The following is a 13819-nucleotide window of genomic DNA, read 5'->3' as shown; positions in this document are numbered from 1 at the left end:
CGACTCGGTCTTGCGAGAACGCCTTCAGACGGGCTTTTTGGGAATCATCGCGTTTTCGCTGCTGCTGTTCATGCTGGTGCAGGCACGCTTCATCCTGATTTCACTGGCCATCGCGATCATCCTCTTCTCGCTGACCTCGGATGCGATCCACGCGATATCGTCGCGGCTGAAGGTGCCGAACTGGCTGGCGACGACGCTTGCTCTGATCGGCATCGCGCTTGGGCTGCTGTGGATTTCAACCACCATCGTGGCGCAGGTGAACGAGATCGTCTTTTTGTCCATCAGCTATGCTGAACGGGCGCAGGCCGCCATTCCCGCGCTGACCCAACGCCTTGGCCCCGAGGCGCAGGAACGCATCATCACCGCGCTGACGAATTTCAACATCACCGGCTGGATCAGGTCGCTGGCCGGCCAGGCATCGGGCATCCTGTCGGGCAGCGTGCTGGTCATCCTGTTCGTGGGCTTCATGTTTGCCGAACAGGTCTGGTTCCCCCAGAAGGTCGAACGCCTGTCCGAGGATGCCGACCAGGCGCGCCAGGTGCGTCGGATCATCACCTCGATCATGCACCGGGTGAACCGATATCTGGTCGTCAAGACCGGCGTCAGCCTGGTCACGGCGACGCTGGTCTGGCTGATCTTCAACGGTTTCGGGCTGGAGCTGGCAACCGCGGTGGCGATCCTGACCTTCGTGCTGAACTTCATTCCCTCGGTCGGATCGATCGTGGCGACGCTGGTGGCGGCGCTTCTGGTCTTTGTGCTGACCGGTGACATGACGACGACCCTGATCGTGGGGGCGCTGTGTACGCTGGTGCAATTCGTGATCGGCAATGTCATCGACCCGATGCTGCTGGGTCAGACCCTGCGCCTGTCCAGCTTTGGCATCATCCTGTCGCTGGCCTTCTGGGGGGCGGTCTGGGGCGTGCCGGGAATGTTCCTGGCGGTGCCGATCATGGTGGCGCTGATGATCGTCTGCGCGCATATTCCCTGGCTGCGGCCGGTGGCGGTGATGCTGTCGCGCGAAGGGCTGCCCGATGACGGGACCAGCGACCGACAGGACAGCCCCCACCCGGCCTGAGCGCTGCCATTCGCGACCATGGGAAAGGGCGCCCCCGATGACGGGGGCGCCCTTCTTTCGACTTCAGTCCCTGCGCGGCCGGGTATGACCGCCTTAGCGGTCGCCGTCACCCGCGTCGGCATCGCCGTCGAAGATCAGGGCCGGATCGTGCTTCTGAGGGGCGGAAGGGGCCTCTCGCGTCGGTTTCTCTGCACCGGTCAGGGCTTCGGGGTTGCGCAGCCAGATATCGCGCTGTGCGAAGGGCACTTCGATATCCTCTTCCTCGAAACGGCGCACGATCTCGTGCAGGACGTCCGAGGTCACGCCCAGGCCCGCGCCCACATCGGCCAGGATGGCCCGGATCTCGAAATCGAGCGAATCCGCGCCAAGACCTCGGAACAGCACCGCGGGCGGCGGATCGATGGCCACCATGGGCTGATCCTCGATGATCTCGCGCAGGATACGCTCGACCTTGCGGGTGTCGCTGCCATAGGCCACGCCGACAGGCACGATGATCCGTCCCACCTTGTTGTGGCGGGTCCAGTTCGTCACCGGCTGGCTGATCAGGTCGCTGTTCGGAACGATGACCTCGGTCTTGTCGAAGGTCTCGACCTGGGTCGAGCGGACCGAGATGCGCTTGACGATCCCCTGCTGTCCACCGGCGCTGATCCAGTCACCGACACTGACCGGGCGTTCGATCAGCAGGATGATGCCGGACACGAAGTTCGACACGATGTTCTGCAGACCGAAACCGATACCGACCGACAGCGCACCGGCCACGATGGCCAGCGAACTGAGGTCGATGCCGGCCGAGGTGATGGCCAGCATGGCCGCCAGGACGATGCCCACATAGCCCAAACCAGACACCACGGCGTTCTGTCCGCCCGCATCCAGCTTGGTCTTGGGCAGGATCGAATTGCGGAAGGCACCCTGGATGGTCCGCGTCACGAAATAGCCGATGAAGAAGACGATCAGAAAGGTGATTATCGCACCCGGCGAGAGAGTGATGCCGCCAAGGCTGACGCCAGCACGGAAGCGGACCCAGTATTCGCCCAGCTCCTGCGCCGAGGCACCCCAGATGACCATGAAGACGGGCACTGACAGGATGACCAGCGCAAAGCCGATCAGCAACGGGGCCAATCCGTCGCGGGCACCCTCGGCGCCCCGCTGAAGCATGTTGAAGACATCCGCGATGAAGTCCTGCAACAGGATCAGCAGACCCACCAGCCCAAGCGACAGCAGCCACGGCCAGACCAGCAGGTTGCCCAGGTTGATGTAACCCGCCGCCATCGCGACCAGCGCCAGGATGGGCACGATCCGCGTCAACTCGCCTGCCCAGGCCACGATCCAGTGGCGATAGGACAGGTCCTGGGTGACGGCATCGCGGGTCAGGCGGCGAAGGGTGTTGCCCAGCTTGACCATCGCCAGGCCTGCCAGCACCACCATGACGACATGCCAGACCCCTGCGGCGGCGTCGCTGAACTGCAACGGCACGCGACCGACCTGGGCATCGCCTTGTTCGTAAAGGCCCGAAAGCGGCAGCACCGCGCGGGTCAGGATGTGATGCACCGACAGAAGCGCGGCCAGTGTCCTGACCATGCGGCCCGCGGAAACGCGCGCTGCCTCACCCATCTGCAGGGAGGTATAGGCAATCGCCTCGCGCGGGAAAAGCGCGCGTGCCAGCCAGATGCCGCCAAACAGGATCACCGCCGCCACGGGCAGCGCTTCCAGGAAGGGCGTCGTCCAGGGGCCGGGCAGTCCCGTCGCCTGGATCGCACGAATGGCCAGATTGACGCCAACCATCGGCACGGCGATCTGTCCAAGCGACACGACGAAGGCCATGACGGCCCGGCTGTAGGAGGATGCACGCGCTGAAAGCCGCGACGGCAGATTGTCGATCCAGCGGCGCCCGAAGGTCAGCAGCAGAAGCGCGGCCAGAAGATAGGCCCCCGCGATGGGCAGACGCGGCCGGACATCCGACAGCACCTCGGGTGAGGTGTTCTGGACCGAAACCTCGGAAGCGACCCCTTCGATCAGGCCGAACCCGTCCGCCACGGCGGCGGCCCAACTGGCCGGCAGCAGAGGCGACGGGGTCTGCCGGGCCAGCGCCAGCGCCTGGCGCTCGCGGATGACCTCGTCGATCTGCGAGATGATGGAATTGGCACGGCTGACGGCCTCGGTCGCGGCCAGACGGGGCGCCTGCGCGGTGGACAGCTGGGCGTTCAGTTCCTCGCGGCGGGCAGCGACATCACCGTCCTCGGTCTCGCCCTCGGCGGGTGCCGGGCCAAGCGCCTCGATCTGGTTGCGCAGGGTGGCGATGCGGTCGGCATTGACGTCCTGCCCCTGTTCCAGTCGCCCGCGCCATTCGACGATGGTCTCACGCGCGTCATCAAGGGCGGCTTCGGAAGCCTGAGGATCGACGGACAGCGCCTCGACCTTCTCGGCGGTCCGTTCCCATTGTTCATAGTTCAGGGTCTGACCGTTCTGGGCCAGCAGTGGCGTTGCCGTGATGGCCAGAAAGGCCACCGTCAGCATTGCTAGGAAATGTCGCATGGAGTGCTTCAACCTTCAAAGACTTCGGGCAGGTCCGGTGCGGGTCGCGTCAGCCATTCGGGAACCGGCAATCCCTTGGCGCGCAGGAATTCGGGGTTGAACAGCTTGGTCTGGTAACGGTTCCCGTAGTCGCAGAGGATCGTGACGATGGTATGGCCCGGACCCATTTCCCGCGCCATGCGGATGGCGCCGGCGATGTTGATCCCCGACGATCCGCCAAGGCAAAGCCCCTCGTCCTTCAGCAGATCGAAGACGATCGGCAAGGCTTCGTCATCCGAAATGCGCCAGCTGAAATCGGGGGTGAAGCCCTTCAGGTTGTCGGTGATGCGCCCCTGACCGATGCCTTCGGTGATCGAGCTGCCGGGGCTGTCGAATTCCCCCGTGGTATAGAAGGAGTGCAGGGCCGCGCCTTCGGGATCGGCCAGGCCGATCTTGACGCCCTTGTGCTGCAACGCATCGGCGACGCCCGCCAGCGTCCCCCCCGACCCGACGGCGCAGACAAAGCCGTCGACCTTGCCGTCGGTCTGTTCCCAGATCTCGGGGCCGGTGGTTTCCACATGCGCCCGACGGTTGGCCGTGTTGTCGAACTGGTTGGCCCAGATGGCGCCATTGGGTTCGGTGCGGGCCAGCGCTTCGGCCAGGCGACCGGAATAGCGGACATAGTTGTTGGGGTTCTTGTAGGGTGCGGCGGGAACCTCGACCAGGGTGGCGCCGGCAAGGCGCAGCATGTCCTTCTTTTCCTGGCTTTGGGTCTCGGGGATGACGATCACCGATTTGAACCCCATCGAGGCACCGACCAGCGCCAGACCGATGCCGGTATTGCCCGCGGTCCCTTCGACGATGGTGCCGCCGGGGCGCAATTCGCCGCGCGCGACCGCATCCTTGATGATATAGAGCGCCGCGCGGTCCTTGACCGACTGGCCGGGGTTCATGAATTCGGCCTTGCCGAGGATCTCGCAGCCGGTTTCTTCGCTTGCGCGGTTCAGACGGATCAACGGCGTGTTGCCGATCGCGTCGGCCAGATCAGAACAGATTCGCATGGCGATCGACCTTCTTTTCCAGTGGGTTCAATATGATGATTACCTACACATGCAGGTGGCAAAGGGGCAACCCCGCCCCACGGTGCCGTGACCCGCAGGGAACGAGCCTAGCGCCCGGCCAGTTCCGCCCGCAGCCGATCCACGCGCGCATCCAGCCACAGCGACAGGGTCGACAGCGGCCCGTTCACGATCTGCCCGCAATCCACCAGATCCGACAGGCGCGTCCGGTCCATGACATGGCTGCGGATATCCTCGGCCTCGGTATCCAGGCCGTGGACGCCCGCCACCTGATCGGGCAGATCGGCAATGCCCACGAACTGGTACAGGAATTCGCAGACCGCCCCCGGGCTGGGATAGCAGTTGAAACAGGGCAACAGGGTTTCGATCTGCAGCGCCGCTTCCTCGCGCGCCTCGCGCAGGATCGCGGCTTCGACCGTTTCGCCGGCATCGACCCGGCCCGCGATGGGTTCCAACTGCCAGGGCTGGCGGTCGCCCCGCAGATAGGGCGCAAAGCGGAACTGCTCGATGATCAGGACGCGGTCGCGAACCGGGTCCCAAGGCAGCATCACCACCGCATCGCCCATCAGGAACCCCTCGCGCGTCACGCGGGTCGATGTACCGCCATCGTGCAGGGCATGGGTCAGGCTGCGCTCCTCGACCGCGAAATAGCCGTGGAAACGTTGCTGACGCTGGATCGTCTGGACGGCATCCGGGTCGCGCCGGGCGATGACCCCCTGCCCCGAAATCGGCATGGCCGCCGCCCTGATCCGGGATGCGGCCCAGATCCCGATCATCGGCAGCCGCCCCGCCAGAACCGTCGGATCTACACCGTCGCCCGCCGCCAGGATCTGGCGTGCGATCTGGGCATTCAGGACGTCACGATCGGGATCGGCTGTCCAGGGATCGAAACCGTCGCCCTGCCCCGCAATGCCCATGACGCGGTGCCCGGCCACGTCATGCGCGTCCAGACCCATCACCTGGGCATAGCGCATCAACTGCGGCGTCGGCGTGACCGCCATGCCAGCCAGGTGGTCCGCGCCATTCCGCCAGACGGGCCAGCCCGCCCGTCCAAGACCGGCACGCGATCCGCCCAGCAGGGTGCCCGGCACCTCAACGGGGCTGCCTTGCAGGTCCAGGGCCTGCAGCACCTGCGGCTGGGCAAGCGGACCGACCAGGGTCACGGTCATAGCTGCTGCCCCTGCAGGCGCAAGCCCGCCGCCATGCCCATATCGCGCGAGGTCTGCAGGAAGACCGTGTCATAGGCCGCAAACATCGCGCTGGCCAGTTCCCGTCCCTGAGGCGAGGATGCGAAGGCGATGTAACGCTCGACCTCTTCATCCGTCAGCGTCGAATAGGCCAGCATCAGGAAGGATTGCAGCCAGTCGCGGGTTTCCGCCTCGATCTGGTCCTGCTGGGCCCAGGTTTCCTGCAGCATCTGGTCCTGCGACAGCGGCATGTCGAAACCGCCCGTCGCACCGAACCCCTCCGAAAACGCGACCGACGCATTCAGACCGCTGGTGACATTGGGGGACACCAGATCCGCCACCTCGATCAGGCGCAGTATCTGTTCGGCACGCGCATCGTCGCGCGACACCGCCCGCGCAAAGGCAACACCGGCCTGCGCCGTCACCTCGTCCTTCAGCATTGCGCGTCGTGCGGCGATCTCCAGGGGGACCAGGCGTCGGCCCAGACCATCCTCATAGAACTGCAGCGCCTTGGCGATCAGGGCGGGGTCTCTGCTGTCCATCGCCTTTTCCAGCCCGTTGCGGAACAGGATCTGCAGACGCGCCGGGTCATGGATGTCGCCGACCGTCGCCGCCCAGGACCGACCCGAGCCCGCGATCATGCCCTCGCCGTCAAGGCGGCCAGCCTCCTGCACGGCCTCCTGCTGAAAGATCCGCATTTGCGGCCCAAGCGCCAGTGTCGACCAAAGGCGGTCGACCGAAACCGGCCTTGCACCCGCTTCGGCCTGGACATGGATGTACCGATCGGGCCCAGGCACCGCGGTTTCCGGAAGGACCGGGCCGCCAGCCAGCGCGGTCCCCAGCCACAAGATCGTCAGCATCGCCCGCACCTTCCCAAGAAAAATTCGACACTTATGCTTTTTTTGGTCGAAACCCCCTTGCGCTTCAACCCCTCTCAATTTAATCCCCGCCTCACCACCCAAGAAGCGCGGAGAGGTGCCGGAGTGGTCGAACGGGGCGGTCTCGAAAACCGTTGAGCCCGAGAGGGTTCCCAGGGTTCGAATCCCTGTCTCTCCGCCACTTTCCCACAATCTTGCGGGCCTTGGGATCAGATGTTTTGCATCTGTTTTCAGGCTTCCCCACATTCGCGTGATGCGCCAAGGCGCCGATTGTCGTCGGGCCGTCCGAACGTCGGCGCTGCACGAAATTCAGCAAGGCATGACCGGCGGTCATCTGGTCGCATCGGCAACAGCCGCTACGTTTCTGTGTTTGCGGCTGCGGGACGGACGGCGCGACTGGTCGCGCCGCTTTAGCCCAAGGATCGTCCGCATGAAACGGGTCGCGGCCACCTCCTCGGGCGCCGGCAGGCCTTTGGAGCCTTCAGGTCAGTTCAGATCAAGACCCGCGCAACGCGCCGTATTGCGGATATGCGCCCGCATTGCCTGACCTGCACCAGGGGGATCGCAAGCCTTCAACGCCGCGACGATCGCCTTGTGTTCGGCGATCGACTGGCGCATCCGGTCGGGGTCGGTGTTCGGAATGGGCTGGCGTTGCGTTTCGCTCAGAAGATGCTGCATGTTGGCATAGATGCTGGCCAGCATGCGGTTGGGACAGGCATCGGCGATGCCGCGATGGAAGGCCAGGTCTGCCTCGACATGCGCGACCAGATCGCCCTTTTGCCAGGCGTCGTCGAATGTTTGTGCCAAGGCCGCCAAGGCGTTTGAAACATCGGTGGTCATGACCGACGCCGCCAGGGCGCAGATTTCACTCTCGATCAGCATGCGGGTCTGGAAGACATCGCGCAGATCATGCGCGTCGTCGTAACGCCAGCCGGACCGGGGTGCCTGGTCGGCCGGGTCCAGAACGAACGTGCCCCGCGCCGGCAAGGTCCGTAGCAGGCCCAGGGTCTCGAGCGTCAGCAAGGCTTCTCGCAGGGTCGGACGCGAGACGTGAAGCTGCTCGGACAGAATGCGCTGCGAGGGCAGCTTGTCACCGGGTTTCAGCACGCCCGTGCGGATCATCTCCTGCAAGCGGCTTGCCACACCCTGCGCCACGGGTCCCTTGTCCCACATCACCTGTCATCTGCCTTTCCTGTTGGCAGTCTTTTTGCGGCATCGCCGAAGGCTGTCAATCTTATTGCAAAAAGCCGATGGCTATGGTCACACTGGTCAGACCGGTTTGTCCGGTTAAACAAAAAAACAAATGACGGGGAGTTTCAGATGTTCGGATACGGCATGCGGATCACCATGGCCGCAGCGATGGCATTGGCAGGGTCGGCGCTCGCCGCCTCGGCACAGGACACACTGACGGTGGGCGCCAATATCGGCAACGTCCCGTGGGAGTTCCAGGACGATACCGGCGCGTTCGTGGGCTTCGAGATCGACCTGGTCGCCGCCGTGGCCGAGCGGATGGGCGCCGAGGTCGAGACGGTCAACATTCCCTTCAACGGGCTGTTTTCGGCGGTGCAGTCGGGTCGGATCGACATCGCGACCAGTTCCATCACCATCACCGACGAACGCCTGGAATCGGTGACCTTCGCCCAGCCCTATTACGACAGCGACCAGTCGCTGACCGCCCTGTCTCAGGGGCCGAAATCCCTGGCCGAGATGAAGGACAAGGTCGTCGGCGTCGACACCGGATCGACCGGCGACATGTGGGCGACCGAAAACCAGGCCAAGTACGGATTTTCCGAGATCCGCCGCTATGAAGGGCTGGCCCCCGCGATGCTGGATCTGCAGGCGGGGCGGATCGACGGGTACGTGTCGGACATCCCGGCGCTGCAGTACTACGTCAAGGACAAGCCGCAGCTGGCCGTCGTCGAACGCATCCCGACCGGAGAGAAGTATTCGATGATGTTCGCCAAGGACGCCGAACTGGCGACCGAGGTCAACACCATCCTGGACGCGCTGAAGACCGAGGGCGTGGTGGCCGAGCTGCACGAAAAATGGTTCGGCGTCGCCCCCGATGCGGGGTCGTCCACCGCCACCGTCCTGCCGATGCCGACGCTCAACTGATCCGACGCCCGGGTCCGGGCCCGTCCCGGACCCGAAAGGATGCATATGGATATCTTCGACACCTTCCTGAACGCCGAGGTGATGCGGCGCACCTTTCCGATGCTGCTGCAGGGTCTGTGGATCACGCTGCAGCTGGGCGCGGCCAGCATCGTCGCGGGGCTGGTGCTGGGCCTGGGGCTGGCGATGGCGCGGCTGTACGGGCCCGGCCCGGTCCGGTTCGTGACGCGGCTCTATATCGACATCTTCCGGTCGATCCCGCTGCTGGTGCTGCTGATCATCGTCTATTACGCGCTGCCCTTCGTGGGCCTGCGCCTGTCGCCCTTCGCATCCGCCATGAGCGCGCTGACGCTGGTGTCCGGCGCCTATACGGCCGAGATCTTTCGCGCGGGCATCGAGGCGATCCCCAAGGGCCAGTTCGAGGCCTCCGCCGCCTTGGGCCTGAACGGCCGCCAGACCATGGCCGACGTTATCCTGCCGCAGGCGGTGCGGATCGTCATCCCGCCGCTGACCAACAATTCGATCAACGTGGTCAAGGACACCGCGCTGGCATCGGTCGTGGCCATGCCCGACCTGCTGAAGCAGGCGACGCAGGCGCAGGCCCTGGCCGCGAACCCCACGCCGCTGATCGTGGCGGCGGTGATCTATATCGCGTTCCTGTGGCCGCTGGTCGCGTTGGTGTCGCGCATGGAACGCCGCTTTGCGGCCCGGAGGCGCTGAGATGACCGGTTTCGTCAGCATCCGCAACCTGCGGAAGTCCTATGGCAGCTTCGAGGCCCTGCGCGGCATCGACCTGGACGTCGCCAAGGGCGAGGTGGTGTGCATCATCGGCCCGTCAGGGTCCGGCAAATCGACCCTGATCCGCTGCATCAACCGGCTGGAGGGGTTCTACCCCGCAAGCGAGATCCGCGTGGACGGCACCCCCGTCACCACCGGCCGCGCGCTGGCCAAGGTGCGGGCAGAGGTCGGCATGGTGTTCCAGTCCTTCAACCTGTTCCCGCATCTGACGGTGCGCGAGAACGTCATGCTGGCGCCCCGCCGCGTGCGCCGCACGTCGCGGGCGGATGCAGCCACCCAGGCCGACCGCCTGTTGGCCCGTGTCGGCATTTCCAGCCAGGCCGACAAGTACCCCGAGCATCTGTCCGGCGGCCAGCAGCAGCGCGTCGCCATCGCCCGGGCGCTGGCGATGGAGCCGCAGGTGATGCTGTTCGACGAACCGACCAGCGCGCTGGACCCCGAAATGGTGGGCGAAGTGCTGGACGTCATGCGCGATCTGGCCCGGACGGGCGTCACCATGATCGTCGTCACGCACGAGATGGGATTCGCGTCCCAGGTGGCCGACCGCGTCATCTTCATGGATGCGGGCCAGATCGTCGAACAGGGACCGCCCGCGCAGGTGCTGTCCGACCCCCAAGAACCACGCACGCGCAATTTCCTGGGCGCCGTGCTGAACCACTGAAGGACGACCCTGATGACACAGCTGGACATGGCCTATGTGCAGTCCCAATTCCCCGGCCTGACGCAGGACTGGGTGTTCTTCGACAATGCCGGCGGCGCGCAGATCGCTCAGCCCGCGCTGGACCGCATGGTCGAGTTCCTGACGCACCGCAACGTCCAGATCGGGGGCAGCTATGCGGTGTCGCAGGCCGCGGCCGAGGCGCTGATGGCGGGCCGTCGCGCCGCGGCGACGCTGGTCAATGCCGCCCGCCCCGAGGAGATCGTCTTCGGCCCCTCGACCACGGTGCTGATGGGCAACCTGATGCAGGCCATGCGCCGCCAGTTCGCGCCGGGCGACGAGGTGATCGTCACCATGGCCGATCACGAAAGCAATATCGGCCCCTGGACCCGGCTGGAGGAGTTCGGCGTCGTCATCAAGGTCTGGCCGCTGAACGCGGACACGATGGACCTGCAGCTGGCCGATCTGGCCCCGCTGATGACCGACCGCACCCGTTTGGTCTGCGTGACGCATGTGTCCAACATCCTGGGTCAGGTGCATCCGATCGCGGATTTCGCCCGCTTCGTCCACGACCATGGCGCGCGGATCTGCGTCGATGCGGTCGCCTATGCGCCGCACCGGCTGATCGACGTGCGGGCCTGGGATGTCGATTACTATGTCTTCAGCCTGTACAAGGCTTACGGGCCGCATGGCGCGCTGATGTACGGGAAATACGACCTGCTGGCCGAACTGGACGGGCTGTACCATTACTTCTATGGCAAGGATAAGGTTTCGGCCAAGCTGGAGCCCGGCAATCCCAGCTATGAGGCCGCCTATGCCACCGACGGCATCCTTGAATACCTGACCACGCTGGCCCGCCATCACGGCGCGACGGGCGACGACCGCGCCCTGCTGGCTGCCGCCTTTGATCTGATCACCGCGCAGGAGGATGCGCTGACCGACCGCCTGCTGGCCTGGCTGTCGGCGCGCAACGATTGCCGCGTCATCGGCGGATCGGTCAACCGCGACAGCACCCGCGTGCCGACCATCGCGTTCAAGTTCGACGGCATCGATTCCGGCGCCGTCGCCCGCGCGATGGACGATCACGGCATCGCCATGCGGTTTGGCGATTTCCATTCGCGGCGCCTGGTCGAGCATCTGGCCGAGGATCAAGACGGCGGCGTGCTGCGCGTGTCGATGGTGCATTACAACACGCTGGACCAGGTCGACCGCCTGACCGATGCGCTGGCCCAGATCGTCGCATGAGCGGGCTGGACCTGGTCATCGCAGGCGGCACGGTCGTCACCGCCGCCGACAGTTATGCCGCCGATATCGGCATCCGCGACGGGCGCATCGCCCAGATAGGACATGACCTGACCGGGGCCGAGCGGATCGACGCCACGGGGCTGCTGGTCCTGCCGGGCGGGATCGACGCGCATGTGCATCTGGATCAGCCGACATCGGACGGCACCACCATGGCGGACGATTTCGCCAGTGGCACCCGGTCGGCGGCGGCCGGGGGCAACACGACCGTGCTGCCCTTTGCGCTGCAGATCAAGGGCCAGTCGCTGCGCGCCTGCGTCGAGAATTATCACCGCAAGGCGCAGGGCAACTGCCACACCGACGTGTCCTTCCACCTGATCGTCACCGACCCGACCCCGCAGGTGCTGGGGCAAGAATTGCCGGCGCTGGTGCGCGACGGGTACACGTCCTTCAAGGTCTTCATGACCTATGACGACCTGGTCCTGAACGACGCCCAGATCCTGGACGTGTTCGAAGTGGCTCGCCGCGAACGCGCCTTGGTCATGGTCCATGCCGAGGGGCATGACGCGATCCGCCACCTGACCCGCCGCCTGGAGGCCGAGGGCCGCACCGCGCCCTATTACCACGGCCAGGCCCATGCCCAGATCGCCGAACGCGAGGCCACGCACCGCGCCATCAGCCACGCCCAGCTGATCGACGTGCCGGTGGTGATCGTCCACGTGTCGGGCCGCGACCCGATGGAGCAGATCCAGTGGGCCCGCGCCCGCGGCATGAAGGTTCATGCCGAGACATGCCCCCAATACATCGCCCTGACCGCCGACGACCTGCGCGGGCTGAACATGGATTTCGACGGCGCGAAATACGTCTGTTCCCCGCCGCCGCGCGATGCGGACAGCCAGGCGGCGATCTGGCAGGGGTTGCGGGACGGGACGTTCGACATCTTTTCGTCCGACCACTGCCCGTTCCGCATTGACGCCACGGGCAAGGACACGCCCAGCGCGCGATCGTCGTTCAAATACGTGCCGAACGGCATTCCGGGGGTGGAAACCCGTCTGCCGATCCTGTTTTCCGAAGGCGTCGGCAAAGGGCGCATCAGTCTGCAGCGTTTCGTGGCGCTGACATCGACCAACCCGGCGCGGCTCTATGGCCTCTATCCGCAGAAGGGCAGCATCGCCATCGGCGCGGATGCCGACCTGGCACTGTGGGATCCGTCCCTGACCCGGCCGATCCGGCAGGCCGACCTGAACCACGGTTGCGACTATACCCCGTATGAGGGGCTGGAGATCACCGGCTGGCCCGTCCGCACCCTGCTGCGGGGTCGGACCATCGCGCAGGACGGCGTCCCGGTGGGCGATCCCAGCGGCGGCCACCTGTCGCGCGGCACCAGCGAGGCTTTCCTTCAGGGCAAGTGAGTTGACGATGCTCAGGGGCACGGGCCATCGGCGGGTATAAGCCGTTGCCAAGATGGCAGGCCCATGCCGCCATCCCCCCATACCCGGCGCAATCCTGATGTCTGCCGTCGTCTTGCAATCCCATCGGCCACAGGATGCGTAAAATTCGGCATTCGCGACATATGGACCGGGGTGAAACGACCTGCGAACTGGTATATCCAAGGGGGGATGACAGATCCCATGTTCCCTTTACCAGTCGCAAAGGTTGCCCGACATGAAGATCCTCTTTGCAGACGATCATGATCTGATCCGCGAAACGCTGGTCATGTTCTTGGCATCGCAGGGCCTGGGCCCCATTACCGAAGTCGGGGATGTCGAAGCCGCCGAACAAGCCCTGCGCGACGAAAAGACCGGCTTTGACCTGATCCTGTTGGACTACGACATGCCCGGTATGAACGGTCTTGCAGGTCTGGCGCAGGTCCGGCAGCTGGCGGGGACATGCCCGGTCGCCATCCTGTCGGGCACGGCCAGCAGCGCCATCGCGCGCAGCGCGATCGCGGCGGGGGCACGTGGCTTTCTGCCCAAGACCATCGGCGCGAAATCGATGGCCTCGGCGATTTCGCTGATCGCCGCTGGAGAGGTCTTCGTGCCCTATGGCTTTCTTGACAAGGCGACCGAACAGCCGGTCGGCGATCTGACGACGCGTGAGACCCAGGTTCTCAGGGGGCTCAGCGAGGGACGCTCCAACAAGGACATCGCGCGCGACCTGGGCCTGCACGAGGTCACGATCAAGCTGCACGTCAAGACGCTGTGCCGCAAGCTGGACGCCAGGAACCGGACCCAGGCCGCGATGATCGCACGCGACCGTCATCTGCTGGGCTGATATCA

12 protein-coding genes and 1 tRNA gene are annotated in these 13819 nt (G+C 65.3%); 8 read left to right on the top strand and 5 right to left on the bottom strand.

Features of this window, described 5'->3' with window-relative positions; translation table 11 throughout:
- Nucleotides 1-10: 10 nt before the first annotated feature.
- Complete coding sequence (locus IE00_RS06050; RefSeq protein WP_240493803.1) at nucleotides 11-1075, top strand: AI-2E family transporter; 1065 nt, start codon at nucleotides 11-13, stop codon at nucleotides 1073-1075.
- A gap of 93 nt (nucleotides 1076-1168) precedes the next feature.
- Here IE00_RS06050 and IE00_RS06045 read toward each other — a convergent pair whose 3' ends face one another.
- The 4 genes from IE00_RS06045 to IE00_RS06030 form a co-directional block, all read right to left on the bottom strand.
- Nucleotides 1169-3607: a DUF3772 domain-containing protein gene (locus IE00_RS06045; RefSeq protein WP_072296187.1), complete on the bottom strand. Its 2439-nt coding sequence runs from the start codon at nucleotides 3605-3607 to the stop codon at nucleotides 1169-1171.
- An 8-nt stretch (nucleotides 3608-3615) separates the two neighbouring features.
- On the bottom strand, nucleotides 3616-4647 hold the full coding sequence (locus IE00_RS06040; protein ID WP_072296186.1) for a cysteine synthase A: 1032 nt from the start codon (nucleotides 4645-4647) through the stop codon (nucleotides 3616-3618).
- Between the two features lie 107 nt (nucleotides 4648-4754).
- A complete protein-coding gene (locus IE00_RS06035) occupies nucleotides 4755-5834 on the bottom strand; it encodes an NUDIX domain-containing protein (RefSeq protein WP_072296185.1) in 1080 nt (359 codons plus the stop codon).
- A complete protein-coding gene (locus tag IE00_RS06030) occupies nucleotides 5831-6712 on the bottom strand; it encodes a hypothetical protein (protein ID WP_072296184.1) in 882 nt (293 codons plus the stop codon). Before IE00_RS06030 ends, IE00_RS06035 begins: the two co-directional genes overlap by 4 nt.
- 109 nt (nucleotides 6713-6821) lie before the next feature.
- Here IE00_RS06030 and IE00_RS06025 point away from each other — a divergent pair.
- Nucleotides 6822-6911: transfer RNA gene (locus IE00_RS06025), tRNA-Ser, on the top strand.
- A 305-nt stretch (nucleotides 6912-7216) separates the two neighbouring features.
- On the opposite strand, the gene IE00_RS06020 is transcribed toward IE00_RS06025, so the two are convergent.
- Nucleotides 7217-7903: a FadR/GntR family transcriptional regulator gene (locus IE00_RS06020; protein ID WP_072296183.1), complete on the bottom strand. Its 687-nt coding sequence runs from the start codon at nucleotides 7901-7903 to the stop codon at nucleotides 7217-7219.
- Between the two features lie 147 nt (nucleotides 7904-8050).
- Here IE00_RS06020 and IE00_RS06015 point away from each other — a divergent pair, with 147 nt between their 5' ends.
- From IE00_RS06015 to IE00_RS05990, 6 genes are all read left to right on the top strand, one after another.
- Complete coding sequence (locus tag IE00_RS06015) at nucleotides 8051-8845, top strand: ABC transporter substrate-binding protein (protein WP_205949654.1); 795 nt, start codon at nucleotides 8051-8053, stop codon at nucleotides 8843-8845.
- A gap of 45 nt (nucleotides 8846-8890) precedes the next feature.
- Nucleotides 8891-9562 carry an amino acid ABC transporter permease gene (locus IE00_RS06010; protein ID WP_045982421.1) on the top strand — a complete coding sequence of 224 codons (672 nt, stop codon included), beginning with the start codon at nucleotides 8891-8893 and terminating at the stop codon, nucleotides 9560-9562.
- 1 nt (nucleotide 9563) lies between these two features.
- Nucleotides 9564-10301, top strand: coding sequence for an amino acid ABC transporter ATP-binding protein (locus tag IE00_RS06005; RefSeq protein WP_072296182.1), 738 nt, complete (start codon nucleotides 9564-9566; stop codon nucleotides 10299-10301).
- Nucleotides 10302-10313: 12 nt separating this feature from the next.
- A complete protein-coding gene (locus tag IE00_RS06000) occupies nucleotides 10314-11543 on the top strand; it encodes a cysteine desulfurase-like protein (protein ID WP_240493802.1) in 1230 nt (409 codons plus the stop codon).
- Nucleotides 11540-12952, top strand: a complete 1413-nt coding sequence (hydA, locus tag IE00_RS05995; protein WP_072296180.1) for a dihydropyrimidinase — start codon at nucleotides 11540-11542, stop codon at nucleotides 12950-12952. Before IE00_RS06000 ends, hydA begins: the two co-directional genes overlap by 4 nt.
- Before the next feature lie 253 nt (nucleotides 12953-13205).
- On the top strand, nucleotides 13206-13814 hold the full coding sequence (locus IE00_RS05990) for a response regulator transcription factor (protein WP_072296179.1): 609 nt from the start codon (nucleotides 13206-13208) through the stop codon (nucleotides 13812-13814).
- Nucleotides 13815-13819 lie beyond the last annotated feature (5 nt).

The organism is Paracoccus sp. SM22M-07 (assembly GCF_001887735.1).
GTDB lineage: Bacteria > Pseudomonadota > Alphaproteobacteria > Rhodobacterales > Rhodobacteraceae > Paracoccus.
The sequence above is the reverse complement of the archived record's forward strand: the minus strand, read 5'-3'. Positions and strand labels throughout refer to the sequence as shown.

Coding starts and splice junctions, on each gene's coding strand:
- IE00_RS06045 (WP_072296187.1), bottom strand. CDS start 3,607: ATGCGACATTTCCTAGCAATGCTGACGGTGGCCTTTCTGGCCATCACG.
- IE00_RS06035 (WP_072296185.1), bottom strand. CDS start 5,834: ATGACCGTGACCCTGGTCGGTCCGCTTGCCCAGCCGCAGGTGCTGCAG.
- IE00_RS06040 (WP_072296186.1), bottom strand. CDS start 4,647: ATGCGAATCTGTTCTGATCTGGCCGACGCGATCGGCAACACGCCGTTG.
- IE00_RS06010 (WP_045982421.1), top strand. CDS start 8,891: ATGGATATCTTCGACACCTTCCTGAACGCCGAGGTGATGCGGCGCACC.
- IE00_RS06000 (WP_240493802.1), top strand. CDS start 10,314: ATGACACAGCTGGACATGGCCTATGTGCAGTCCCAATTCCCCGGCCTG.
- IE00_RS06015 (WP_205949654.1), top strand. CDS start 8,051: ATGTTCGGATACGGCATGCGGATCACCATGGCCGCAGCGATGGCATTG.
- IE00_RS05990 (WP_072296179.1), top strand. CDS start 13,206: ATGAAGATCCTCTTTGCAGACGATCATGATCTGATCCGCGAAACGCTG.
- hydA (WP_072296180.1), top strand. CDS start 11,540: ATGAGCGGGCTGGACCTGGTCATCGCAGGCGGCACGGTCGTCACCGCC.
- IE00_RS06020 (WP_072296183.1), bottom strand. CDS start 7,903: ATGTGGGACAAGGGACCCGTGGCGCAGGGTGTGGCAAGCCGCTTGCAG.
- IE00_RS06030 (WP_072296184.1), bottom strand. CDS start 6,712: ATGCTGACGATCTTGTGGCTGGGGACCGCGCTGGCTGGCGGCCCGGTC.
- IE00_RS06005 (WP_072296182.1), top strand. CDS start 9,564: ATGACCGGTTTCGTCAGCATCCGCAACCTGCGGAAGTCCTATGGCAGC.